Below are 24,625 nucleotides of genomic sequence, written 5' to 3' on the forward strand. Positions count from 1 at the left end.
TTGCACTTTTTTTCCTCTCCGCCGCCTCCCCTAAGCGAAGTACTTGTCATGTGTAAAGTGAAACGTTAGGCAGGGGTATAGCAATAAAGGAGAGGAACGCGATGAACCCCAATATCCTGAGTGCCTATGCGCTTCCGGGCCGCGATGCCGATTCGCGGCAGGCGATCCGGCACGCCATCGAGGCGGAGCGCATCGGGCTGGGATCGATCTGGGCGTCGGAGCGCTGGGAAGGCAAGGAAACGGGCGCAATCTGCGGCGCCATATCCTATGCCACAGAACGCGTCGGGATCGTCGCGGGGTTGACTCATTTCACCGGGCGGCACCCGATGGTCACAGCCGGTTTGGGCGCTACGATACAGCGATTGAGCGGGAATCGCTTTACCATGGGAGTAGGTACCTCGTCGCCCGAACGCTTGGCGCGCCAGGGATTTCCTGTGTTCAAAATGGCGCACATGCGTGATTACGCGGACCTGCTGCGCCGACTATGGCGCGGCGAGAAAGTCTCCTACGACGGCATTCTCGGCCGCTTCGACGAGATGGAGTTGCTACAACCGCCCGAGGTGGCGCCGCCAGTCATTCTCGGCGCCACCGGGCCGAAGGCGCTGGCACTCGGCGGCGAAGCCTTCGACGGGGTCGTCCTTCATCCTTTCCTGACCGTCGAGGGCGCGCGGCGCTCGATTGCTATCGTCCGCGGCGCTGCCGAGAAAGCGGGGCGCGATCCCGCCTCGGTAAAGATCACCGCCTGCGTCGTAACCGCACCCGACACGATATCGGATGCCGAAAAGCGCCGCATCGTCGATGCACGCGCGATGACCTATTTTCGGGGACCTCGGCTGGCAACGGCGCTGGTCAATGCCAATGGCTGGGATCCTGCGCCGCTCGAAGCGCTATTGGGTGCGGGCTTGCACGGATCCGAACCGACGGGTGTCGATGCCGAAGCGGTCAAGCGTTTTGCCGAGGCCGCACAAATGATCCCGGCTGAATGGCTGACCGAAGGCGCCGCAGTCGGCAGTGCCGAATATATCGCCGAGCGCTATGCCGCCTACCTTGGGGCGGGCGCAGACGAACTCCTCATTCACGGCAGCACCCCTGACGGCCTCGAAGCCGTCGTCAAGGCCTATGCAGCGCATGGCTAAGCATTTAATCCAAAGGAGAATTCCATGACGGAAGCGGTGGCCGCCGAAAAGATCGATGCATCGACGCTCGATCAATCGAAAATCGTCGATATCGATCTCGGAAGCCCCGAGACGAAGAAAAAAATGCGCGAATTGTCAGCTGCATGGGCGACGGGCGACCCCTTTTATGTTCTGCGGGACGGCTTCGTCTTCGTGCTCTGCTGCCGCCATCGCGATGCGCTCGAAGTCTATCAGGATCCCGAGCGCTTCTCGACCGCGGTACCGCGGCGTCCTGGTTTTGAAATGTTCGACAAGTTCATGGGCGTCCGGGTGCTTACCCAGATGGAGGGCGAGGCGCACGCCCGCGTTCGCCGGTTGATGAACAATGCTCTGGCACCGCGCTCGGTCGCACGCATTGAGCAGGCGATGATCGCGCGGTTCGATGCCTTGATCGACCGCATCGAGGAGCGCGGGCCCGGTGGGCGCTTCGACGCCATGGGCGACTATGGCGAACATCTGGTCAGCGAGGCGTTGCTCACCGTCATGCTGCGCCTGTCGCCGACGCAGAAAGAGATATTCCTCGACATGCACCGCGTGATCCCGCTCATCACCTATACTGGTTCGGGGCATAGCTATCCACAGCAATGTATCGATGCTTTCGCGGCCGCGCGCGTCGCCATCAATGAACTGATCGAGGAACGGCGCGCCAATCCGGGCGACGATTTGATCAGCGACCTTATCGCGGCGCGCGACAACGACGACCGGCTCAATGACGAGGAATTGTTCGACCAGATTTTCACGCTTACCGCTGGAGCCTTGTCGGGCACGACGTTGGGTGCCGGCAATGTCATGTATGCACTTTACAGGCATCAAGATGCGATCGCGGAAATACAAGCGCAACCGGAGCTGTTGCCTGCGGCGATTTCGGAATGTCAGCGCTGGCACAGCGGCGGCTATATGACCTTTCCGCGCTTCGCGACGCGCGACACAGAAGTGGGCGGAACGAAGATTCTGAAAGGCATGGTCGTTCGCGTCTCGCCGCAGGCGGCGCATTATGACCCGGTCGCTTTCCCCGATCCGCTGCGCTTCGACATCCACCGTCGGCCGCGCGATATCGCCTTTGGTTACGGGCCGCACGCCTGTCTCGGGCATTTCCTGGCCAAGTCGATATTGCGCAACGCGGTGTCGCGCCTGTTGACCCGCTTGCCCGGCGCCCGGCTCGAAAATCCGGATATCGCGCTCGATTATGGCGGGTCGGTCGGCGAACTCAAGATCAAGTCGCTGCCTATGCTTGCGAGTTGACTCGTCGCCGGTCGTGGCTTACGTGACTTTACACATGTAAAGACGAATATGGGAGAAGACAGAGTGGTACTCACGAGCGAAGCGCCGCCGATTGACGTCGACGCGCTGGATCAATCGAAAGTCGTGCGCATCGATTTGGGCAGCCAGGAAACGAAACAGCGCATGCGTGAATTGTCGGCGGACTGGGCGAAGCGCGAGCCGATCTACATCCCGCGCGATGGTTTCGTATTCGTTCTGTGTACGCGCCAGGCAGATGCGCTTGAAGTCTATAAAGATGTCGAGCGATTCCCGACTGCGGTACCCAAGAAGCCTGGTTACGAGATGTTCGACAAGTTCATGGGCATCAAGATTCTGGCGCAGATGGACGGTGAGCCGCACAGCCGTGTTCGTCGGCTGATGAACAATGCGCTCGCGCCCAAGGCGGTCACACGGTTGGAAGACCGCATGCGGGCGGCCATCGACCGATTGCTCGACCGGATCGAGGAAAAGGGCGGAAAGTTCGACGCGATGGCCGATTATGGCAACCATCTGATCGTCGAAGGGCTGCTGACGGTGATGTTGAAGCTCAACCCCGAACAAAAGAAGATCTTTACCGAAATGCACCGGGTGATCCCGCTGGTGACCTATACCGAGGCGGGTCACAATTATCCCGACGAATGCGTCAAGGCGTTCGCCGACGCGCGCGAGGCGATCCAGAAACTGATCGACGAACGCCGGGCAGATCCCGGCGACGATCTGATCAGCGACCTGATCGCGGCGCGCGACAATGACGACAAGCTGTCGGACGAGGAGATGTTCGACCAGATTTTCACGCTGACCGCGGGCGCGCTTGGCGGAACCACCAATGCCATCGGCGGAGTCTTCTATTCGCTCTATCAGCATCCCGACGCCATCCGCGTGCTGCAGAAGGAGCCCGAGCTGATTACCGGCGCGGTCGCCGAAGCGCAGCGCTGGCATTCGGGCAGCTACATGACCTTTCCCCGGTTCGCGCAGCGCGACACTGAAGTCGGCGGCACCAAGATCCTGAAGGGCATGGTCGTGCGCATTTCGTCGCAAGCGGCGCACTATGACCCGACGGTCTATGACAATCCGCTGGAATTCGACGTGCGGCGCAACCCGCGCATCGTCGCTTTCGGATCGGGGCCACATGCCTGTCTCGGTTTCTTTCTCGCCCGCTCGCTGATGCGAATTGCGGTCGAGCAGCTGATCACCCGCTTTCCCGACGCGCGGCTCGAAAACCCCGACATGCCGGTGACCTACAGCGGATCGGTCGGCGAGCTCCGGGTCAAATCGCTGCCCATGCTGACGCAATAAAGCGCAGCCCAAGCGACCAACTTCAAGAGAAAGGTACCGGAGATCGTGGCTACCGAACAAGCGCCGACACTCGACGCCGATGTCATCATTTTAGGCGGCGGTCCCGTCGGCCTCGCCGTCGCCGTCGACCTCGCCTGGCGTGGACAGCGCCCGATATTGATCGAGCGGGGGGATGGCGAAGTCGTTCATCCGCGCGCCGGGGGCTTCACCGCGCGCACCATGGAACATTTGCGCCGCTGGGGCATCGCCGACGAGGTGCGCAAATATTTCAACCCTGACTTCCCGCTCAACCAGCGCTTTTGTCTCAGCGTGTCGGGGCATGAGCTGGCGACGGCCCGGCTTGGGACGCTGCGCGAGACTCCGACGCCGCCCGAAACGCCGGAGAAGCACCAGCGGTGCCGGCAGATGTATTATGACCCGATCATCCGCAAGCGCGCGATCGAGCTGGGCGCAGACCTTCGCATGCGGCATTCGGTCGAAGCGTTCGCCGACAAGGGTGATCACGTCGAATTGCAGGTGCGCAACCTTGAAACCGACGAGGTTCTGACCTTGCGCACGGCGTGGCTGGTCGCCTGCGACGGCGGTCGTAGCTGGGTGCGCGACGAACTCGGCATCGGCGTGCAGGGCAATCGCCTGAACCATTCGCTCAGCGTCCTGCTCGAAGGAGACATCGTCGGTCACGGCGGCGAAGAGGCGGCCGAGCGCTATATCATTCTCGGACCCAAGGGACCGTGGGCCAACATCACGACCATGGAGGGCGAAAACCGCCAGTGGCGCATGAACTTGCGGTTCGACGAAGAGCCCGATCTGGCGACTTTCGATCCGCAGGAGGCTATTCGCCGCGCGGTATCGCCCGATGCCGATCTGAAAGTGCTTTCGATCCTTCCCTGGCGCAGGTCGAATATCATCGCCGACCATTTTCAGTCTGGGCGGATCCTGCTTGCGGGCGACGCCGTCCATGTGATGACACCGACTGGCGGCTTCGGGGCCAACACCGGTATCGGCGATGCCGTCGATCTTGGGTGGAAGCTGCAGGCGGTTATCGAGGGCTGGGGCGGCGACGCGCTGATCGACAGCTATGAGGTCGAGCGGCGGCCGATCGCCTTTCGCAACGTCTTCGAAGCCGAGCGCAACCACAAGGCGTGGAGTCCCGCCGAGGATATCTCGCGCATCGCCGAGGAGTCGCCGGAGGGCGAACGCATCCGGCGGCGCATCGGCGAGGGACTGGTCGAGGCTAGCTATCCCGAGTGGAATTCGATCGGGGTGGCGCTCGGCTATGCCTATCTGAACTCGCCCTTGTGCGTTCCTGACGGAACACCGCCGCCTGCCGACGAGCCGTCGGTCTATCGACCGACCGCGCGTCCGGGACACCGCGCGCCGCACGCATGGCTGTCCGATGGCCGTTCGATGCTTGATCTGTTCGGCAACGGCTTTGTGCTTCTGAGCTTTGCGGACAAGGAAGCGGAGGGTGTCGATGCGCTTCTCGCCGCGGCAGCGGAGCGAAAGGTTCCAATCCGCGTCGAGTGCATCGCGGACGGCAATATTGCGGCGCTGTACGAACAACCGCTCGTGCTCGTCCGTCCCGACGGTCACGTCGCCTGGCGCGGTTCGCAGCTGCCCGATGCCGGCGGTCTCATCGACATCGTTCGGGGTAAGACCGTCACACCGCAAGTGCGGACGCAGGTCGAACGGCAGACCTATTATGCCCAGGCGCGCCGCGAACCTGCCAGCGAACTTGCTGCCTAAAGATATCGGATCGCGGCGCTCCGCGGCGCTCCGCGGCGTGCGCGCGATGCGCCGACTGGCGCCGTAGCGGTGCCTGGCTCGTTCCCTGGGGTGGCGATGCCTGCAAATGCGTCGCCCCCGGGGGCGTTTCCCCAACGGGTTGCGCCGCCAGGACCGGGACATGCAAGCGGCGGTAAAAAGCCGTACTTTTGGGATGAGGAGCCGACAGGATGAAATGGGCACGATTTCAGCATAATGGCCAGCCAACCTATGGGCTCGTCGAAGGCGACGCGGTAAAGATCGTCAGCGGCGATCCGTTCGGCGGCTATGCACTGAGCGGCGAAGAGTTGCGCTGGGACGATCTGGAATTGCTGGTTCCGGTCGTTCCGGGCACCTTCTATGCCGCCGGGGCGAATTACACCGATCATATCGTCGGCATGCGAAAGCAGACCGGCGCCGATCCAACGCCGCCCTCGCGGGCGCATATCGGCTATCGCGCGAACAGCGCGCTCATCCCGCACGGCGCCGCCATCGTCAAACCCGCCGACGCCGGCGAGCAGTTCCAGTATGAAGGCGAACTGGTCGCGGTGATCGGCAAGCGTGCGCGCCATGTCTCGAAGGCGGATGCGCTGGGCCATGTGCTCGGCTGGACGATCGGCAACGACATCAGCGAGCGGACATGGCAGCGTGCCGACAGCACATTGTGGCGCGCCAAGAACAGCGATACCTTCAAGCCCATGGGTCCCTATATCGACACCGATCCGGACTTTACCGACATGCAGACGATCGTCCGGATCGATGGGCAGGAGGTCGATCGCTTCGCGACGCTCAACATGCTCTTCGACGCCGCGACCTTCATTTCCGACATGTCGCAATATATCACGCTGCATCCCGGCGACGTCATCTGGCTCGGAACCGACGGCGTGCCGAGCAACATGCGTCCGGGCAATCGGGTCGAGGTCGAAATCACGGGACTGGGCGTGCTGAGCAATCCGGTTGTCGCCGAGGATCGCGCTTCGTCATGAAGCTCGTCCGCTATGGGGCCAAGGGCAAGGAGCGTCCCGGCGCACTGGATGCCGACGGGACCATACGCGATCTGAGCGGCATGATCGACGACATCGGTCCTGCAGCTCTGTCGCCCGAATCGCTTGCACGGCTGCGCGAAACCGATCTTCAGTCGCTGCCATCCGTGGCGCCCCAGCGGCTCGGCACACCGGTGGCGCGTTCGCGTAAGTTTCTTGCGATCGGGACGAACTACCGACGTCACGCCGACGAGGCCGGGATGCCGCATCCCGCCGAGCCCATCCTGTTCACCAAGGCGATTTCCTGCCTCTCGGGCCCCGATGACGATATCTTGCTCCCCCCGGGCGCAACCCAACTCGACTGGGAGGTGGAACTTGGCGTGATTATCGGATCGGTGGCGCGGCACGTCGCTCGGGCCGATGCGCTCGCCCATGTTGCTGGCTATTGCGTCGTGAACGACGTATCCGAACGCGCGTATCAGCTGGCGCGCGGCGGCAGCTGGGACAAGGGGAAGGGGTATGACAGCTTCGGCCCCGTCGGGCCGTGGCTCGTTACCGCCGACGAAATTCCCGATCCGCAGGCGCTGGAACTGTTCCTCGAAGTCAACGGAACGATGATGCAAGGCGGCAGCACGGCCGATATGATCTTCGGTGTCGCGGACATCATCTCCTATGTGAGCGGTTTCATCACATTGGAGCCAGGCGATATTATTGCGACCGGGACGCCCCATGGCGTCGGCATGGGCATGACACCGCCCCGCTTCCTCGCGGCAGGCGACAAGCTGCGGCTCGGGATCGGTGGACTTGGCGAACAAAATCAGACCGTCGTTCCCGACGCGCGATAATTGGACAGGAAATGATGGACATCGGCACGGCTAAAATCGCTATTCTCGGGGGCACCGGCAAGGAAGGCGGCGGCCTCGCGCTGCGCTGGGCCAGCAAGGGACATCGCGTCATCATTGGCAGCCGCTCGATCGAACGCGCCCAAGCGGCGGCAGCGGCGATCAATGAAAGGCTCGGCGTTTCGCTGGCGACCGGAAACGGTCTCGCCGCCGCCACTGCGGAAGCCGAGATCGTCACGCTCGCGGTTCCCTATGCCGCGCAGCAGGAAACGGCGAAGGAGGTCGCATCGGTCCTTGCCGGCAAGATATTGATCGATGTGACCGTTCCGCTTGTGCCGCCGCAGGTCAGCCGTGTCCAGCTTCCCGCGGGCCGCTCTGCCGTCGAAGCGCTGCAGGAACGACTCGGTCCTGAGGTCAGGGTGGTGTCGGCCTTCCAGAATATCTCGGCGCATCATCTCGATGATCTCGACGCGGAAGTCGAATGCGACGTACTGGTGTGCGCCGACGACAATTCTGCGGCAGAGGCCGTGATTGCGCTTTCGACGCAAATCGGGTTGCGCGCCTGGTATGCGGGGCCACTATGCAATTCCGTCGTCAGCGAAGGGTTGACGTCGGTTCTCATCGCCCTCAACCGGCGGTACAAGGTACCGGGCTCGGGGATTCGGATTACCGGGATCGACGGTTTGGAGATTGCGTGACACCTATTGCCCCTCGACTGTCGATCATGGCTCTGCCGGGACTGCCCTCTATTGCAAGCGGCGATAATTTGGCGATCCTGATCGCGGCGGCCTGCGAACGGGCGGCATTGCCTCTCGCCGACGGCGATATCGTCGTCGTCGCGCAGAAAATCGTCTCCAAAGCCGAAGGCCGCGCGATACCCCTCGGCGAGGTGACGCCGTCGCAGGCGGCGCAGGACCTCGCGATCCGCGTCGAAAAGGACCCGCGTCTCGTCGAGCTCATTCTCTCGGAATCGACAGCGGTGATCCGCGCCGTTCCCGGGGTTCTCATCGTCGAGCACCGGCTGGGCTTCATCCTTGCCAACGCCGGAATCGACGCTTCCAATATCGACCATGGAAAGGATGAAATGGCGCTTCTCCTTCCCGTCGATCCCGATGCATCGGCGCGGCTGCTGCGCGCCGATCTGTCAGCGCAAGTCGGGGCGGCCGTCGCCGTGCTGATCATCGACAGTATCGGCCGCGCATGGCGTCTGGGGACGGTGGGAACCGCAATCGGCGCGAGCGGGCTGCCCACGCTGCTCGATCTGCGCGGCAAGCCCGACATGTTCGGTCGCCCGCTCCAGACATCCGAGCTCGGTTTTGCGGATGAAATTGCCGCTGCCGCTTCGCTGGCGATGGGGCAGGCCGACGAGGCAACGCCCGTGACCATCGTTCGCGGCCTGGCCTATGGCGGTGACGATCCAGCCGCGGCGCTGCTACGCGACCGCGACCGGGATTTGTTTCGGTGATCGTCGCATTGGCCGGCGGCGTCGGCGGCGCGAAACTGGCGGCGGGCCTGGCTGCCATCCTGCCTCCCGGCAATCTTACTGTTGTCGTCAACACAGGCGACGACTTTGTCCATCTGGGTCTGGCGATCTCGCCCGATATCGACACGGTCACCTATACGCTCGCAGGCCTCAACGATCGCACCCAAGGCTGGGGCTTGGCCGACGAAAGCTGGCATTTCATGAGCGCGCTCGAGCGGCTCGGCGGTGCGCAATGGTTCAGGCTGGGCGACAATGATCTCGCGACGCATGTCGAGCGCACCCGCCGCCTGCGGCGCGAAACCCTCTCTGCGATCACTGCCGATTTTGCGAAGCGGCTGGGCATCCGCCAGCATATCATCCCGATGTCCGACGACCGCGTCAGCACGATGGTCGACACCGATGAGGGCGAGCTTGCCTTTCAGGATTATTTCGTCCGCCGTCGCTGCGAACCGCGCTTTCGCGGGATTCGATTCGACGGGTTGGGAGACGCGCTTCCATCGACGGGCCTGATTGCCGCGCTGGAAGATCCGGCGCTGGAGGCAATCGTCATTTGCCCGTCGAATCCGCTCCTCAGTATTGAACCGATCCTGGCGCTCGCCGGGGTCGACAAGGCGCTGCGCCATCGTTCGGTACCCCTCATCGCCGTTTCGCCTTTCATCGGCGGTGAAGCGGTGAAGGGGCCGGCAGCAAAGATCATGCGCGAACTGGGTCTGGTTCCTACACCGGCGGCCGTCGCGGCACGCTATGACGGGTTGCTCGATGGTTTGGTCATCGACCATGCCGATGCCGCTGCATCGGCACCCGAAGGCCTCCGGCTGCTGGTCACCGACAGCCTGATGCGCGACGCGCCGGATCAGGCACGCCTGGCGCAAGAGGTGATCCAGTTCGCGCGCCGTTGCGGTTGAGCGATGGCGGCCGAGACGACCATCATTCTGCCCGTGCGGGGATTTGAGAGTGGCAAGAGCCGGCTTGCCAAGATCCTGTCGGTGCAGGAGCGAACGGCGCTCAATGCGCGAATGTTTGCGCATGTGTTCGCGGTGGCGCGCGAGGTGGTCGGCAGCGACGCCTGCCTGATTGTCAGTCCCTCGCAAGAAATATGCGATCTCGCGGAGAGCGTGGGCGCGCAAGGTCTGATCGAAGGGGGATATGGCTTGAACGCAGCGCTCGAAGAGGCGCGCCGCGCCGTAAGGGCGCGTGGAAGCGATGGAATTCTTGCGCTCAGCTGCGATCTCCCGCTGCTCGTTCCTGCCGATATCGAGGCGCTGCTTGGAGCGGCGCACGACGTCGTCCTTGCGCCCGATGTCGAAGGGGGTGGCACCAACGCTTTGCTGGCGCGCGGCTCGGCGCAAATTGCCTATCGGTTCGGACCCGGCAGCTACAGGGCCCATGTGCACGAAGCCGAATCGCTCGGAGCAGGGGTGGCTGTCGTGAACCGTCCGGGACTGGCAAATGATCTCGACCTGCCCGGGCAACTATCGCTACTCAACAACCTTGGGGGCGGCTGGCAGCCCGCGGCTTAGCTGGGATTTCATGACATTACATGTGTCAAGGCAAGGTGTAATTCTCACCGAAAAATCGTGTGAAAAGTCTACTTTACACTAGTCAAGTTATACCTTAGCTTCCTCTCCATCGCGGCACCCAGCGATACGCCGAGCCATCAGCAAAAAGCTGCGCGGCGGGAGGAGAGGGAGAAAATCATGACCAGATTACGTCGCCGCATGGCGCCCGTTTTTATAGCAGGCACGGCCATGGGGTTGGTGGCGGGAACCCCCGCATGGGCACAGACGCCGCCCGCGGCCGAGCCCGTTGCCGTTGATCCTGCGGCGCCCGCATCGGCTGCCGCCCCGACCGATGCGATCGATCCGAACGCCATTGTCGTGACCGCACGCCGCCGCGCCGAAAACCTGCTTTCGGTGCCGGTCGCGATCTCCGCGGTCAACGCCGATGGTCTGGAGCGTGCGAACATCCTGACGCCGCAGGATCTTGCGCGCGTCGTGCCAGGGCTCACCACCGGCTCGGGAAGTACGCGCGGTTTCAGCCAACTGATCTTTACCATCCGCGGTCAGCGGAACGGCGAACCGGCGATCGCCGCCGATCAGTCGATCGGCGTCTATTTTGCCGAAGTGCCGCAGAACGCGTCGCAGGGCCTCAATTCGGGCTTCTTCGATATCGAATCGGTGCAGGTGCTCAAGGGGCCGCAGGGAACGCTTTTCGGCCGCAACGCGACAGGCGGCGCGGTTCTGATCCAGCCGAACATGCCCACCGCCGACTTTGGTGGCTATGTGAAGGGCACCGCCGGAAGTTATGAGCTTCGCGACATCGAAGGCGCGATCAACCTGCCGATCACCGACACGCTGGGCCTGCGCGTAGCCGGCAAATACACGCATCGCGACGGGTATCTGACGAACATTCTGAACGGGCGAAAGTTCAACAATATCGAACGCGGCGGTGCCCGTGCCATCCTGCAATGGGAACCGAGCGACGGGTTCAGAACGACGACGATCGGCACCTATAGTCGCGGCCGGTCGCGCGGCGAGGGCTGGAAACTCAACAAGCTTGGGCCCCCCGCGGGCCAGGCCATTATCGATGCCTTCGAGGAAATTCAGTCGCTCGGCAAATATGAGATCATCAACAACGCGGAGACGCCTGGTTTTCCCGTTCAGGATCACAATGGCCTGACCCGGACCTGGAGTATCCAGAACACGACCGAGATCGGGCTTGGCGGGGATATGACGCTCAAGAACATTATCGGGTATCGCGGCGTTTTCGATCGGGCGATCTCGCTCGCCAGCGGCAGCCGGATTCCGCTCCAGGATTCGATCATCGAGGATGATCTCAACGAGTTCAGCGAAGAGCTGCAGATTCTCGGGGAGACTGGTCCGCTCAAATATGTCGCCGGCCTCTATTATTTCCAGACGCGCGGCTCGGAAGCGATCGGCGCCTACAACAACGGTCTCAACCGGCTTCGTCAAAGCGATTATGATGCGCGCAACACGAGCTATTCGGCCTTTGCGCATATCGACTATGAGCTGAATGGCATTGTCGAGGGACTCTCGCTGTCCCTCGGAGGTCGCATCACGCACGACAAGCGGATTCTGATCCGCCGTGGACGCGACCAGATCGCGGTGGGCAGCCCGACCTTTGTGTGCCAGTTGGAGCCGACCGTCACCGGGCCCAACGATCGCGACATGTGCAACCTGCGCTTCGATGTCAGCTTCACCCGGCCGACCTGGGAATCGAGCCTTAATTGGCAGATCGATGCTGATAATCTGATCTATGCCTCCTATCGCCGAGGCTATCGTACCGGCGGCTTCTCGTCGTCCGCTACCAACCTGACGATTGCATCCAGCCCCTATGGTCCGGAGTCGGTCGACGCGTTCGAGCTGGGTTCGAAACACGGGTTCCATAGCGACAATGTCGATGCGTCCCTGACACTTGCGGGCTTCATCAACAAATACCGCGATATCCAGCGCCGGACGAACGTTCTTTCGGGGAGCAACCAGACCTTCAACTACACCACCAACGCCGCTTCGGCGCAGATCTATGGTGGAGAGGCCGAATTGCATATTGGCCTGTTCGATGCCTTCTATATCGACGCATCCTACGCCTATCTGAAACCGAAATATGATCGCTGGATCGACCCCGTGAATGTCGGGGGCATCATCTATAATAATGACATTTCGGGCAGCCGATTCAACGACGTGTCGCGGCACCAGATCACGCTTGCCGCGCGCTACGAAGTACCGGTCGGCGAGAATTTGGGCAAGGTGGCGATCGGCGCCAACTATTCCTATCGGTCATCCTTCACCACCCAAAATGAAATCAACACCCCGAAATGTACGGTCGACGGGGCTCCGGCCAACGTCATCTATACGAACTGCTACAACGCGGCGGGGGTCGTCCCGGGATATGGCATCGTGAATGCGCGGGTCAGCTGGGAAAATGTCGCAAACCAGGGTTTCGATCTCTCGCTGTTCGTCAACAATGTCACCGACAAATATTATTCGCGCGCAGCGATTACCGCCCTGTCGACCCTGGGCATCTTCGCGACCGCCATCGGTGAGCCCCGGATGTGGGGGGTGGAACTGCGCGTACCGTTCGGCGGCGAACGTTGACAGCGTTCTCGCACCAATAACTCAAACGGGAAAGGGCATGAACACCGCAAGGCGCTCATGCCCTTTGCTATTCGGTCGAGAGTCGCTTGCCGTTCGCGGGGCACGCGGGCTGCTCTTCAGGAAATGGTAGGCGCGCGGCTTAACCGGTGGGATCGATTGCCCGAACATAGGAGTCGTGGTCGCCGATGCCCTTCGCAGGACCGGAACCTGGCCTGTCCGATGGTACGGGGAATTTCAGGGCCAGCACGACGGCACCGTCGCCGCCGGCGGTGATCGTCGCCTTGTCATCGCCTTCGTCGGGCAGGAGCACCGACAGTTCAGGCAGATGCGCTCCGTCATGCTGGAGACTGCCGCTACAGATCATCAAATGGAGGTCTCCTGCCGCCCCGACCGGAATGGCGGCAGTTGCATCGGGGGGCAATCGGAACAGCTCGATCGCGAGACCATCCGCCGCTGGACCCCAGAGATGTTCCTTGCAGATGCCGCCCTCTTGGGGAGGCGTCTGCCAGTCATTGACATTGACGAAAAACCGGCGCCCCATGGGCCTGGGGATCAGGCGTGCATTCCCGGGCATCTTCCAGCCGCCTGTGGCGGCCCGGCGGCGAAAGACGAAAAAGCCAAGCCCGTCTTGTGCGGCAACGATCGGTCCATATGGCGCAAAAGCGTCGGCATATTGGATCGTGATCGGCTGGACCGGCACGCGCCCGAAACGGCCGCTGCCGAGAACGATAACCTGAAACTGGTCGACGTCATGGAAATGGGCGTAGATCGTCGACCCTTCGTCGAGTTGCTGGCCAAGATAGACTTGCGGCCCCGCGTCGAGCTGGTGCCCGCGGCCGAAGAAGTCGTGCACGAGAGCGCGGCCGATGGCATCGCCATTGTCGCGCTCGACTGTCGGCGCCGCCTGAAGCGTGTTTGCGCGCATCATCCTCTCCTATGAACTTTACTCATGTAAAGCAAGATCCGCGTTCGGGTCGGGAGCAGCGGTCCGCAGCTTTCGTGGCGGAGTCTGGATGGGAGCGGTCAGCGGAATAGCAGTGCGTCCGCGAGCCTGTACATCGGATGCGACATCTCCATAGGTCGTCGATCGCTGGCGTGGAATGCGCCCGATATCGTGGATCAGCCTATCCATCGCCGCCGGCGACATCTCCTGGCCGTGCTGCGTTCCCGCAGCGCGCGAGATGCTCTCGTTCATCAGCGTGCCCCCCAGATCATTGACCCCCGCAGCGAGGCATGCGGCGACGCCGCCCGATCCCAGCTTGACCCAGCTCGCCTGGATCGAGGTCAGGTGGGGGTGAAGGGCGAGGCGGGCGATCGCATGCATCAGCAGAACCTCGCGAAACGTCGGCCCCAGCCGCGCGCGGCCGCGCATCGCGATCGGCGCCTCCATATGGACGAAGGGCAGAGGGACAAATTCGGTGAAGCCGCCCGAACGTTGCTGCTGGTCGCGAATGCGGAGCAGGTGACGGGCCCAGTGCCGCGGGTTGTCGACATGGCCGAACATGATCGTTGCGGTGCTTTGGAGGCCGATGCGGTGCGCTGCCGCCATCACCTCAAGCCATTGCGCGCTGTCGAGCTTGTCCGGACAGATGATCCGGCGCACCTCATCGTCGAGGATTTCGGCCGCAGTGCCGGGAAGCGTGTTCAGGCCCGCGTCGCGCAGCCGCGCAAGATAGTCGTCCAGCGATAGCCCGAGCGTATTCGCGCCGTGCATGATTTCGAGTGGCGAGAAAGCGTGGATGTGAATGTCCGGTACGGCTTCGCGCACGGTGTGAAGCAGCGCCAGGTAAGTCTCGCCGGTGTAGGAGGGATGGATTCCGCCCTGGAGACAAACCTCGGTCGCGCCGCGCTCCCACGCCTCGCGCGCGCGCCGCGCGACTTCGGACAGATCGAGATCATAGGGTCGATCGTTGGCGGCCGCTCGCGCCCCTTTGGAAAAGGCGCAGAAGCCGCATTTGTAAGTACAGATATTGGTATAGTTGATATTGCGGTTGACCACATAGGTCACCGTTTCGCCCTGGATCCGCGTCCGCAGCGCATCGGCTGCGGCGCAGACCCGGTCGATCTCGGCGCCGCGGGCGGCGAAGAGCCGGACGATCTCTTCTTCGTCGGGCGACGTACCGGCCAGCGCGCGCTCGACGATCATCGCTATGTCGTGCGAAATCGGCGCCCCCTGGGTGCGGATGGCGGGCGGTGCGATCATTGTCCCCGGTGCCCAGCGATCGTCGCGTGCATAGCCTTCGCCGTCCATCGCGCGAAGCGTCGCGGATATCATCGCCGGATCGAGCCAACGATCCATATTCTGAGCGAACGCGGGATAGATGGGCAGTCGGCGTACGAGTGTCAGGCCCGCGGCTTCGGTCGCGCGCGTCAGAACGGGCAGCTCCGGCCATGCACGTTCGGGATTGACGTGGTCGGGCGTTACCGGCGAAATTCCACCCCAATCATTGATCCCGGCATCGAGCAGCCGGCCGAAATCGTCCGACGAAAGATTCGGCGGTGCCTGGATATTCGCTTTCGGACCCAAAATCCGCCGGGCGGTCGCGATGGTCCACAGCAGATCGTCGAGATCGGGTTCGGGCGCTCCGGCCATCGGCGTGCGCGGTTTGGCGCGGAAGTTCTGGACGATGACTTCCTGGATGTGCCCATAGCGCGTGTGCAATTCGTTGATCGCGTCGAGCGTATCGATGCGTTCCTGCCGCGTCTCGCCGATGCCGATCAATATTCCCGTCGTGAACGGGATCGACAGTTCGCCCGCCCAGCGCAGCGTCTCGAGTCGCCGGGCTGGAAGCTTGTCGGGCGAGCGATAGTGCGGACCGCCCTTCGCGCACAGGCGCTCAGACACCGACTCCAGCATCAGCCCCATCGATGCGGCGACGGGGCGCAGCGTGGCGAGTTCATCGCTCGACATGACCCCGGCGTTGATGTGCGGCAGCAATCCCGTCTCGTCGCGCACCGCCGCGCACATGTCGCGGAGATAGGACAGGGTCGATGGATGTCCGAGCGCCTCGAGTTCGGCGCGCGCCGATGGAAAGCGATCCTCGGGCCTGTCGCCCAGCGTAAAGAGGGCTTCGGTGCAGCCCGCGTCGCGTCCGGCGATGGCGATGGCGATGACCTCGGCCCGGGTCAGATAGGCGGCCTGCCCTTTGCGCGGATGCTGGGCAAAAGTGCAATAATGGCAGCGATCGCGGCAAAGCTGCGTGAGCGGAATGAAGACCTTCGGCGACCAGGTCTGGATCGATCCGTGACCGCTGGTGCGGAGCTGCCTGGCATGCTGCAGCAGAGTTTCAACTGAATTCGTCATCATTCCCTATCCGTTTGGGTGCCGCAGACTATCACCGATTTGTTTACATGCGTAAAGTCATGATGCTGCACGGGTCGTCCATTATCGCAGATGGATCTATTTTTCAGCCAAAATCCATACCTTCAAGGAAGCGCGAGTCGGTATGTGATGTCAAAGCCACTCGCGATTGTGGCGGCCTTTTGCTTGACACATGACAATTGAATGGTCACATCGGCAAGCGGGACGAAACGGCATCTGGGAGAAGTTGTCAAAATGGGTGCCAGGGCAAAAGTTGCGATATTGGGTTCGGGCAATATCGGTACCGACCTGATGGTCAAGATCATGCGCTTGTCCGAGCGTCTGGAGATGGCCGCCATGGTCGGCGTCGATCCGGCTTCCGAGGGGCTGGCGCGCGCCGAACGGCTGGGGATTTTTACCACATCGAAGGGCCTGGACGGGCTTTTGGCGTCCGACCTGTTTTCAGCGATCGATATCGTGTTCGACGCGACGACCGCGTCGGCGCACGCGGCCCACGACCGCGTTTTGCAACAGCATGGGAAGCGGGTCATCGATCTGACGCCCGCCGCGCTTGGCCCCTTCAACGTCCCGTCGGTGAATGGCGCGGCCAGTCTCGATCGGCCCAACGTCAACATGGTCACATGCGGTGGGCAGGCGACCATTCCGATCGTGGTGGCCGTAAACCGCATATCTCCGGTTCTATATGGCGAAATCGTTGCGTCGATCGCGTCCCGATCGGCCGGCCCCGGAACACGTGCGAACATCGACGAGTTCACCGAAACGACTGCGCGTGGGATAATCGAAATCGGCGGAGCGAAGCACGCGAAGGCGATCATCATCCTGAATCCCGCCGAACCGCCGCTTGTCATGCGGGATACGGTCTATTGTCTTTGCGCAGAGGCCGACGAGCGGGCCATTGAAGCGTCGGTCCATGCAATGGTCGATGAGGTGCAGAGCTTCGTGCCAGGATACAGGCTCAAACAGGCGGTGCAGTTCGAGCGGATCGGGCACAACAGCCCGATCAGGATACCGGATCTGGACGCCGAGTTTTCCGGGCTGAAGGTTACCGTGTTCCTCGAGGTCGAGGGCGCGGCTCATTACCTTCCGGCCTATGCGGGCAATCTCGACATCATGACGTCGGCGGCATTGAGGACGGCGGAGCTGATCGCCAACCGGATGAAGGAAGCCGCGTCATGAATGCCGTAACCTCCAAGCTCTATATTCAGGACGTCACCCTCCGCGATGGCATGCACGCCATTCGGCACCGTTACAGCCTCGATCAAGTCCAGGCGATTGCGAAAGCGCTGGACACGGCGAAGGTCGACGCGATCGAGATTGCACATGGCGATGGGCTTGGAGGATCGTCGCTGAATTACGGCTTCGGTGCTCACACGGACTGGGACTGGATCGCGGCGGTCGCCGATGTCCTCGACCATAGTATTTTGACGACATTGCTCCTCCCGGGCATTGGTACGGTCGAGGACCTCAAACACGCCTTCGACCTTGGCGTAGGTTCGGTTCGCGTCGCCACGCATTGCACCGAAGCCGATGTCTCCAAACAGCATATCGAGGCTGCGCGCAAACTCGGGATGGATGTGTCGGGCTTTTTGATGATGAGCCACATGTCGCCGCCGGACAAGCTGGCCGAGCAAGCCAAGCTAATGGAAGCCTATGGTGCGCACTGCGTCTATGTGACCGACAGCGGTGGTGCGCTGACCACTGACATGGTGGCCGAACGCTTCGCCGCGTACGACCGGGCGCTGAAACCGGAAACCCAGCGCGGCATCCACGCCCATCACAACCTCAGCCTGGGCGTCGCCAATTCGGTGGTCGCGGTGCAGAATGGTGCGATCCGTGTGGATGCATCGCTTGCCGGCATGGGGGCGGGAGCGGGCAATGCGCCGCTCGAAGTCTTCATAGCCGTCGCAGACATATATGGATGGTCGCATGGCACCGATCTTTTTACATTGATGGATGCCGCCGACGAATTGGTCCGGCCGCTTCAGGATCGACCCGTACGCGTCGATCGCGAAACCTTGAGTCTCGGCTATGCGGGGGTTTATTCGAGCTTCCTGCGCCACGCCGAGACGGCTGCCGTGGCCCATGACCTCGACGTCAGGGAAATTCTGATTGAACTGGGACGCCGGCGCATGGTCGGCGGCCAGGAGGATATGATATTCGACGTGGCGCTCGACCTGGTCCAGCAACGCGAGCGATCGGCCTGACGAGTTCTTGGGGCTAGGGGACTGTAACCGAACCAACAAATCCGTTCGCATCAAGCGAAGTCGAGATGCCCATCGTCAGCGCGCGCCTTCGGAATGTCTCGGCTTCGCTCGACACGAACGGGTTGGATTGATCAATCCGCGAACAGCAAAACCGGCGTTTCGATCAGCTTCTTGAGCGCCTGCACATAGCTCGCCGCGTCCCAGCCATCGACCACACGGTGGTCGCAGCTGATCGACAGGTTCATGAACTTCGCGCGGCGGATCTCGTCGCCCCCCTGAGGATTTTTGGCGAAGACGGGGCGCTCGACGATCTTGTTCGGGCCGATGATCGCCACTTCGGGCCGGTTGATCACCGGGGTGGTCGCGATCCCGCCGAGTGGGCCGAGCGAGGTGATGGTCAGCGTACCGCCGGTCAGCTCCTCGACCTTCGCCTTGCCGGTGCGCGCGGCTTCGGCAAGGCGCGTGATCTCGCTCGCGAGCTGCCACACATTCTTGTCCTGCGCGTCGCGGATGACCGGAACCATCAGGCCCGCGTCGGTCTGCGTCGCCATGCCCAGATGCACCGCACCGTACCGCGTCACGACGCCACCTTCGTCGTCGTAACGCGCGTTGATCATCGGAAACTGCGGAATGGTACGGCAGATCGCGACGATCAGGAAGGGCAGCATCGTCAGCTTCGGCCGCCCGCCGCGGTTGGCGTTGAGGTCGGCGCGCATCTCTTCGAGCGCGGTGACGTCCATTTCCTCGACATAGGTGAAGTGCGGGATCGCACGCTTCGACGCCGCCATATTCTCGGCGATCTTGCGGCGCATGCCGATGACCTTGACCGGTTCGTCGGCGCGCGCGCGGCTGGCGCCGGGCGCATGATAGCCCTGCCCACCGCCGTAGCGCAGGAAGGCATCGAGATCGGCGTGGCGGATGCGGTCGCCTTCGGCCTGAACCTGCGAAAGGTCGACACCGAGGTCCTTGGCGCGGGCGCGGACGGCCGGCGATGCGAGCACGGCGCGGCTGTGCTCGGCGGCGGCGGGCACCGGGGCCGGTGCCGGAGCGGGCGCCGGCGCCGGCGCCGGCGCGGGAGCGGCCACCGTGGCAGCGACCTCGGCCACCGAAATCTCCTCAGCACCCGGCGTTTCCGCAACGACCTCCTGTTCCGCCCGCGTATCAGCCGGCGGCGCTTCGGCATCGCCGTCGGTCTCGATCACGGCGAGCGTCGAACCAATCGGGATCAGGTCGCCGACCTCGCCCGCCAGTTCGACGACGATCCCCGAAACCGGCGATTCCATTTCGACGGTCGCCTTGTCGGTCATCATGTCGGCAAGCTGCGCATCTTCCTCGACGCGCTCGCCTACACGCACGTGCCAGGCGACGATCTCGGCTTCGGCAATGCCTTCGCCGATATCGGGCAGACGGAATGAATAACGGGCCATTTCAGTCATTCCTCATGACGCGGCGAAGGGCTTTGATGAGCCGGTCAGGACCCGGAAAATAATCCCATTCGAATGCATGGGGGTAAGGTGTGTCCCATCCGCAGACGCGCTCGATCGGGGCTTCGAGATGATAAAAGCAGCGTTCCTGGACGAGCGCCGACAACTCACCGCCGAAACCGCCGAAACGCGATGCCTCGTGCAGGATGACGCAGCGTCCGGTCTTCTTCACCGATGCGACGATCGTATCGATATCGAGCGGGACGATCGAGCGCAGGTCGATGAGTTCGGCATCGATGCCGCTTTCCTCAATAGCCGCGCGTGCGACATGCACCATCGTGCCATAGGCGAGGACGGTTGCGGCCTCGCCTTCGCGAACGCGCGCCGCCGTGCCTAGCGGGATTCGATACAATCCTTCCGGGACCTCGGCCGCCGGGTTGCCCTGCCAGGTCGGAACGGGACGGTCGTGGCGCCCGTCGAAGGGACCATTGTAGAGCCGCTTGGGCTCCAGGAAGATCACGGGATCGTCGTCCTCGATCGCCGAAATCAGCAGCCCCTTCGCATCAAAGGGCGTCGAGGGGATCACCGTCTTTAGGCCGGTAATATGGGCGAAGATCGCTTCGGGTGACTGGCTGTGCGTCTGCCCCCCAAATATGCCGCCGCCGTAGGGAGACCGTACCGTGAGCGGCGCCCAGAACTCTCCAGCCGAGCGGTAGCGCAGGCGAGCCGCCTCGGAAACGAGCTGGTCGAAGGCGGGAAGTATGTAATCGGCAAACTGAATTTCGGGAACGGGTCGCAATCCATATGCGGCCATTCCGATCGCCGCGGCGACAATGCCGCCTTCCGAAATGGGAGCGTCGAAGCAGCGTTCGAGACCGAAGCGCGACTGGAGTCCGTCGGTTACCCGAAACACGCCGCCGAAATAGCCGACATCCTGGCCGAAAATGAGGACATCGGGATCGTTGGCGAGCTTCTCGGCGAGCGCGCTGTTCAGCGCCTGTAACATTGTCATCGTCGGCATGGTTAGATCCCAAGCTCGCGCCGCTGTTCGATCACACGCCAGTCGGGCTCCTTGAAAACGCCCTCGAACATCTCCGAAACGGGGGGCTTCGATACGCCGAGCGTCCCGACCGCTTCGCCTGTCTTGATTGCGGCGCGCACCTCGACCTCGATCGCATCGGACAGTGCGTCGTGTTTTTCGGCATCCCAGGCGCCCGTGGCATAGAGATGCTGCGTCAATCGATCCACCGGGTCGCCGAGTGGCCAGAGGGAAGCTTCCTCGACGGGCCGGTAGCGTGTCGGATCGTCGCTCGTCGAATGCCCGTCGGCCCGATAGGTGAAAAGCTCGATCAGCGTCGGCCCGCAATTGTGGCGCGCGCGTTCGGCGGCCCACGCCGTCGCCGCCCAGACGGCGAGAAAGTCATTGCCATCGACCCGCAGTCCCGGAATGCCGTAGGCCAGTGCCTTGGCGGCGAAGGTCGTCGTTTCAGCGCCCGCTATCCCCGAAAAGCTGGAAATCGCCCACTGATTGTTGGTGACGCAAAGGATGACAGGGGCGCGATAGACCGCCGCAAAGGTCAACGCTTCATGGAAGTCGCCCTCGGCGGTCGTTCCTTCGCCGATCATCCCGAGCGCGATCGCTTTTCCGCGGCGATAGGCCGAGGCCATGGCCCAGCCAACGGCATGGCCGAAGCGGCTTCCGACATTCCCTGACAGCGAGTAGAATCCATAGTCGCGCGCCGAATAAAGGATCGGCAGCTGACGGCCCCGCAACGGATCGGCCGCATTCGAGAATATCTGGTTGATCAGCTTATCCAATGGATAGCCTCGCGCCATCAGCCAGCCGAGCATGCGATAGGTGGGAAAGCACATGTCGTCGGCGCCGAGCACCATGCTTTGGGCGACGGCGATGGCCTCCTCGCCGGTGCATTTCATATAGAAGCTCGTCTTGCCTTGGCGGTGCGCACGAAACAGGCGATCGTCGAAGGCGCGCGTCCGCATCATTGCCGTCAGTCCGGCGATGAGCGCTTCGCTGTCCAGATACGGATTCCACGGCCCCACGGCCGCATTCTGGTCGTCCAGGATGCGAATAAGGCCATAGGGGAGGTGGCGAAGGCCGGACTCGTCGGCGTCGATGGACGGCTTCGCAATCTCACCCGCATCGCTGAACCGCAAGTGCGAAAAGCTGGGAATCTCGCCAGGGCGCGCAACAGGGTTCGGGATGTGGAGGCGCAGGGCCTCGCTGTTTGATAAGATCGACACGCGATGTGATATATATTGCGCAGAGTGCAATCGCTTTGCAAGATTGCCTCGATATGGGCGAAGTATTAAAATTTCATCCTAATAATTATTCCATTTCGAGTTTATAGTTCCAACAGATGCAAGGGGCGGCGATGACGGCAAAAATTGACGCGTTCGATCGAAAGATCCTGAAGTGCCTGCAGACCGAACCCCAACTGTCGATGGTCGACCTCGCCGAACGGGTCGGCCTTTCGCACACTCCTTGCTGGCGGCGATTGCGGCGTATGGAGAATGCCGGCCTGATCATGGGGCGGCCGGTAATCCTTAATCCCGTCGCGCTCGGTTATCCGGTCAATGTTTTTGCGAACATCAAGATACGCAATCATGATGAGGCGATCCTCGAACAGTTCGAGGATGTGGTCCGTGGCCACGCCGAAATCGTTGAATGTTTCTCGATGAGCGGCGACAGCGACTATGTTCTCCGCATCGTCGCGCGAAGCATTGAAGATTACGAGCGCTTCCTGAAAAAGGTCCTTCTGCACCTCCCCGGCGTGGGCTCGATCAACTCGAGCTTTTCGCTGAAGCAGGTGAAGATGACGACGGCGATCCCGATCTGATTCCCGCAGGGTCAAGCTCGGGGTGGAGCAGGGGCGATCGGATTGCCTGCCGGCTGCGCGTGCAGGCGTTGCTGTGCAGCGATATAGGAATCGCGCCCCCACCAGGCAACGGCAATCGCCAGCAGCGCGACCGGCACCGTCGTGCAGATGATCGAATATGGCAGCGCGTTGTCGTCGTGGAACACATAATCGGTAAACAGCGCGACCGCCGTGGGCCCGACCGCCCAGCCGAGAAGGGTGGTGACGAGCAGGATCATCGTCACCGCTTGCCCGCGCATGCGGTTGGGAACGACGTCCTGCGTCACCAGCGGCAGCGTGCCGATCGCGGTGACATGGGCGATCATCTGCAGGCCGAGGAAGAAGAACGCCAAGTAGACGTTCGTCATCAGCGGCCAAAGAATGACGCAGGGGATGAATAGCGCCTCGCCAACGAATAGTGGCGCGAGCCGCGCGTCAGGGCGTCCTTGCTTGTGCCAGCGGTCCCCCAGATAACCGCACAGGAGAAAGCCGATCGTCGATGCAACAATCAATTGTATTCCGACGATCAGCCCGATGGTCTCCATCGGCAAGCCGTGCATGCGCTGGAACACCGAGGGAATCCAGGGAACGAGAGCATTGCCAACAAAGGCGATCGCGACTTGAGAGATCAGCACGCAGGTGAAGGCGCGTCGTTCCGATAGGATATGCTTCCAGAAGTCGGCGGACGTGCGCTTGGAATCAACGGCAGCGGAAACGTCGGGCTGGTCGTCGCGGCGGACCGGTTCACTCACGCCGAACATCAAAAGCGCGGTGATCAATCCCGGCGCACCGACGAATATAAATGCCGCCTGCCACGGAACGAAACTGCCCAGTAAGGGTAGGACGACGCTGGATTGCCCGCTCATCGATCCGACGACCGCTCCGCCGATCATCAGCGACAGGCCTGTTCCAAGCGCATGCGACGTCATGTAAATGGCGATCGCCCGGCCGCGGATTGCGGGTTCGACATAATCGGCAATCATCGAATAGGCAGCTGGCGCGAGGATGGCTTCGCCGACTCCGACGCCCATCCGCGCGATCACCAACTGGGCATAGGTGGTCGTATAGCCCGACCAGATCGTCATGACCGACCAGAAGAGGATCCCGACGATGATCAGATTTCGGCGATTGCTGCGGTCCACCAGCCGCCCGAACAGCGGGCCGGCAATCGCATAGATCACGGCAAAAGCAGCCCCTTGAAACAGGCTGACCTGAGTATCGCTGATCTGGAACGCGTCGCGGATCGGCTTGACCAGCAGGGCAGGGAACTGCTGGTCGAGGCGCGAATGGAGCGTCACGATCATCAGGATGGCGATGACCACCATCGCGTGCGACCGTCGGGGATAGGATTGCTCGGAAAGCGTCTCGGTCGTCATTCAGGGCTGCTCCCACTCATTGCTGACGACCCGGTTCGCGCTATCACGCTGCGGCCTCTTTCTCGGTGCCATCGACGTTGCATTGCGAGTTCAACTTGACATATGTCAAGTGAATAGCGGCGATGGTTGGGCCTGCGCGCGAGATTGCGGCTCGTGACGAGATTTCAAAAGTTGCGGCAAGGCATAGTTGCACCTTCGCCGAATTCCTGCGGTCGCTCGACGAGGCAAGCCGGTCCCGGCCGCCCAAGGGGCCGGCCGATATAGAGCAGACATACCGGGTTGCCGCCAAGCGTCTCCGGAACGCCGGAGCCAACATAACCGTTCGCGAAATGCGGCGGCTGGTTCAGCATCTTCGGGACTTTATGTCCGAGGAGCTTCCGGATCTCCTCAAGGCGGAAGGTGCGGCTCCTCCGGACTGACCCGACATCCACTGGCGCTGATGGTCGGAACCGCGTATCGCCGAGGGATGGGACGATTTGCGGGCCGGTCGGCGGAAAAGAGGTTC

The 24,625-nt window shown here is 62.3% G+C and carries 20 protein-coding genes; 14 read left to right on the forward strand and 6 right to left on the reverse strand.

Features of this window, described 5'->3' with window-relative positions; translation table 11 throughout:
* Window positions 1–101 precede the first annotated feature (101 nt).
* The 11 genes from QZL87_RS06930 (at window position 102) to QZL87_RS06980 (ending at window position 12,918) form a co-directional block, all read left to right on the forward strand.
* On the forward strand, window positions 102–1,136 hold the full coding sequence (locus QZL87_RS06930) for a TIGR03857 family LLM class F420-dependent oxidoreductase (protein ID WP_184100641.1): 1,035 nt from the start codon (window positions 102–104) through the stop codon (window positions 1,134–1,136).
* A 24-nt stretch (window positions 1,137–1,160) separates the two neighbouring features.
* A complete protein-coding gene (locus QZL87_RS06935; RefSeq protein ID WP_184100643.1) occupies window positions 1,161–2,417 on the forward strand; it encodes a cytochrome P450 in 1,257 nt (418 codons plus the stop codon).
* Window positions 2,418–2,480: 63 nt separating this feature from the next.
* Window positions 2,481–3,731, forward strand: a complete 1,251-nt coding sequence (locus QZL87_RS06940; RefSeq protein WP_295325754.1) for a cytochrome P450 — start codon at window positions 2,481–2,483, stop codon at window positions 3,729–3,731.
* 45 nt (window positions 3,732–3,776) lie between these two features.
* Window positions 3,777–5,477 carry an FAD-dependent monooxygenase gene (locus tag QZL87_RS06945; protein ID WP_184100647.1) on the forward strand — a complete coding sequence of 567 codons (1,701 nt, stop codon included), beginning with the start codon at window positions 3,777–3,779 and terminating at the stop codon, window positions 5,475–5,477.
* A 209-nt stretch (window positions 5,478–5,686) separates the two neighbouring features.
* Window positions 5,687–6,481 carry a fumarylacetoacetate hydrolase family protein gene (locus QZL87_RS06950; RefSeq protein WP_184100649.1) on the forward strand — a complete coding sequence of 265 codons (795 nt, stop codon included), beginning with the start codon at window positions 5,687–5,689 and terminating at the stop codon, window positions 6,479–6,481.
* A complete protein-coding gene (locus QZL87_RS06955; protein ID WP_184100651.1) occupies window positions 6,478–7,323 on the forward strand; it encodes a fumarylacetoacetate hydrolase family protein in 846 nt (281 codons plus the stop codon). The genes QZL87_RS06950 and QZL87_RS06955 overlap by 4 nt, the downstream gene beginning before the upstream one ends.
* A 14-nt stretch (window positions 7,324–7,337) precedes the next feature.
* A complete protein-coding gene (npdG, locus tag QZL87_RS06960; protein ID WP_184100654.1) occupies window positions 7,338–8,018 on the forward strand; it encodes an NADPH-dependent F420 reductase in 681 nt (226 codons plus the stop codon).
* Window positions 7,901–8,785: a coenzyme F420-0:L-glutamate ligase gene (cofE, locus tag QZL87_RS06965; protein WP_338113203.1), complete on the forward strand. Its 885-nt coding sequence runs from the start codon at window positions 7,901–7,903 to the stop codon at window positions 8,783–8,785. The genes npdG and cofE overlap by 118 nt, the downstream gene beginning before the upstream one ends.
* Entirely contained in the window at window positions 8,782–9,708 is a 927-nt protein-coding gene (cofD, locus tag QZL87_RS06970) for a 2-phospho-L-lactate transferase (RefSeq protein WP_184100656.1), read from the forward strand. Before cofE ends, cofD begins: the two co-directional genes overlap by 4 nt.
* A gap of 3 nt (window positions 9,709–9,711) precedes the next feature.
* A complete protein-coding gene (gene cofC / locus QZL87_RS06975; protein WP_184100658.1) occupies window positions 9,712–10,323 on the forward strand; it encodes a 2-phospho-L-lactate guanylyltransferase in 612 nt (203 codons plus the stop codon).
* 177 nt (window positions 10,324–10,500) lie between these two features.
* A complete protein-coding gene (locus QZL87_RS06980) occupies window positions 10,501–12,918 on the forward strand; it encodes a TonB-dependent receptor (protein ID WP_184100660.1) in 2,418 nt (805 codons plus the stop codon).
* 139 nt (window positions 12,919–13,057) lie between these two features.
* Here the strand turns inward: QZL87_RS06980 and QZL87_RS06985 are convergent, their stop codons facing one another.
* Window positions 13,058–13,843 (reverse strand): hypothetical protein, encoded by a 786-nt coding sequence (locus QZL87_RS06985; RefSeq protein ID WP_295325761.1) that lies wholly within the window; start codon window positions 13,841–13,843, stop codon window positions 13,058–13,060.
* A gap of 18 nt (window positions 13,844–13,861) precedes the next feature.
* Window positions 13,862–16,225 carry a 5-amino-6-(D-ribitylamino)uracil--L-tyrosine 4-hydroxyphenyl transferase CofH gene (cofH, locus tag QZL87_RS06990; RefSeq protein ID WP_184100664.1) on the reverse strand — a complete coding sequence of 788 codons (2,364 nt, stop codon included), beginning with the start codon at window positions 16,223–16,225 and terminating at the stop codon, window positions 13,862–13,864.
* A gap of 249 nt (window positions 16,226–16,474) precedes the next feature.
* Between cofH and QZL87_RS06995 the strand changes: the two genes are divergently transcribed.
* Complete coding sequence (locus tag QZL87_RS06995; protein WP_184100764.1) at window positions 16,475–17,416, forward strand: acetaldehyde dehydrogenase (acetylating); 942 nt, start codon at window positions 16,475–16,477, stop codon at window positions 17,414–17,416.
* Window positions 17,413–18,444, forward strand: coding sequence for a 4-hydroxy-2-oxovalerate aldolase (gene dmpG / locus QZL87_RS07000; RefSeq protein WP_184100666.1), 1,032 nt, complete (start codon window positions 17,413–17,415; stop codon window positions 18,442–18,444). The genes QZL87_RS06995 and dmpG overlap by 4 nt, the downstream gene beginning before the upstream one ends.
* Before the next feature lie 131 nt (window positions 18,445–18,575).
* On the opposite strand, the gene QZL87_RS07005 is transcribed toward dmpG, so the two are convergent.
* From QZL87_RS07005 to QZL87_RS07015, 3 genes are read right to left on the reverse strand one after another with little or no spacing between them, the layout of a single operon-like run.
* The gene (locus tag QZL87_RS07005; RefSeq protein WP_184100668.1) at window positions 18,576–19,871 is read right to left on the reverse strand and encodes a dihydrolipoamide acetyltransferase family protein; all 1,296 of its coding nucleotides are present in this window, start codon (window positions 19,869–19,871) and stop codon (window positions 18,576–18,578) included.
* Window position 19,872: 1 nt separating this feature from the next.
* Window positions 19,873–20,880 carry an alpha-ketoacid dehydrogenase subunit beta gene (locus QZL87_RS07010; RefSeq protein ID WP_276569296.1) on the reverse strand — a complete coding sequence of 336 codons (1,008 nt, stop codon included), beginning with the start codon at window positions 20,878–20,880 and terminating at the stop codon, window positions 19,873–19,875.
* Window positions 20,881–20,891: 11 nt separating this feature from the next.
* Window positions 20,892–22,130 carry a thiamine pyrophosphate-dependent enzyme gene (locus tag QZL87_RS07015; RefSeq protein ID WP_295325764.1) on the reverse strand — a complete coding sequence of 413 codons (1,239 nt, stop codon included), beginning with the start codon at window positions 22,128–22,130 and terminating at the stop codon, window positions 20,892–20,894.
* A 116-nt stretch (window positions 22,131–22,246) separates the two neighbouring features.
* On the opposite strand from QZL87_RS07015, the gene QZL87_RS07020 reads away from it, so the two are divergent.
* Window positions 22,247–22,726, forward strand: coding sequence for an Lrp/AsnC family transcriptional regulator (locus QZL87_RS07020; RefSeq protein WP_246427305.1), 480 nt, complete (start codon window positions 22,247–22,249; stop codon window positions 22,724–22,726).
* Between the two features lie 11 nt (window positions 22,727–22,737).
* Here QZL87_RS07020 and QZL87_RS07025 read toward each other — a convergent pair whose 3' ends face one another.
* Window positions 22,738–24,120 (reverse strand): MFS transporter, encoded by a 1,383-nt coding sequence (locus tag QZL87_RS07025; protein ID WP_184100672.1) that lies wholly within the window; start codon window positions 24,118–24,120, stop codon window positions 22,738–22,740.
* Window positions 24,121–24,625 lie beyond the last annotated feature (505 nt).

Origin of the sequence: uncultured Sphingopyxis sp., from assembly GCF_900078365.1 — a bacterium.
In the GTDB taxonomy this organism is placed as follows: domain Bacteria; phylum Pseudomonadota; class Alphaproteobacteria; order Sphingomonadales; family Sphingomonadaceae; genus Sphingopyxis.

Coding starts and splice junctions, on each gene's coding strand:
- QZL87_RS06995 (WP_184100764.1), top strand. CDS start 16,475: ATGGGTGCCAGGGCAAAAGTTGCGATATTGGGTTCGGGCAATATCGGT.
- QZL87_RS07005 (WP_184100668.1), bottom strand. CDS start 19,871: ATGGCCCGTTATTCATTCCGTCTGCCCGATATCGGCGAAGGCATTGCC.
- QZL87_RS07025 (WP_184100672.1), bottom strand. CDS start 24,120: ATGACGACCGAGACGCTTTCCGAGCAATCCTATCCCCGACGGTCGCAC.
- QZL87_RS06950 (WP_184100649.1), top strand. CDS start 5,687: ATGAAATGGGCACGATTTCAGCATAATGGCCAGCCAACCTATGGGCTC.
- npdG (WP_184100654.1), top strand. CDS start 7,338: ATGGACATCGGCACGGCTAAAATCGCTATTCTCGGGGGCACCGGCAAG.
- cofC (WP_184100658.1), top strand. CDS start 9,712: ATGGCGGCCGAGACGACCATCATTCTGCCCGTGCGGGGATTTGAGAGT.
- QZL87_RS07010 (WP_276569296.1), bottom strand. CDS start 20,880: ATGACAATGTTACAGGCGCTGAACAGCGCGCTCGCCGAGAAGCTCGCC.
- QZL87_RS07020 (WP_246427305.1), top strand. CDS start 22,247: ATGCAAGGGGCGGCGATGACGGCAAAAATTGACGCGTTCGATCGAAAG.
- QZL87_RS06955 (WP_184100651.1), top strand. CDS start 6,478: ATGAAGCTCGTCCGCTATGGGGCCAAGGGCAAGGAGCGTCCCGGCGCA.
- QZL87_RS06930 (WP_184100641.1), top strand. CDS start 102: ATGAACCCCAATATCCTGAGTGCCTATGCGCTTCCGGGCCGCGATGCC.
- QZL87_RS06935 (WP_184100643.1), top strand. CDS start 1,161: ATGACGGAAGCGGTGGCCGCCGAAAAGATCGATGCATCGACGCTCGAT.
- QZL87_RS06980 (WP_184100660.1), top strand. CDS start 10,501: ATGACCAGATTACGTCGCCGCATGGCGCCCGTTTTTATAGCAGGCACG.
- dmpG (WP_184100666.1), top strand. CDS start 17,413: ATGAATGCCGTAACCTCCAAGCTCTATATTCAGGACGTCACCCTCCGC.
- cofH (WP_184100664.1), bottom strand. CDS start 16,225: ATGATGACGAATTCAGTTGAAACTCTGCTGCAGCATGCCAGGCAGCTC.
- cofE (WP_338113203.1), top strand. CDS start 7,901: ATGCAATTCCGTCGTCAGCGAAGGGTTGACGTCGGTTCTCATCGCCCT.
- QZL87_RS06985 (WP_295325761.1), bottom strand. CDS start 13,843: ATGCGCGCAAACACGCTTCAGGCGGCGCCGACAGTCGAGCGCGACAAT.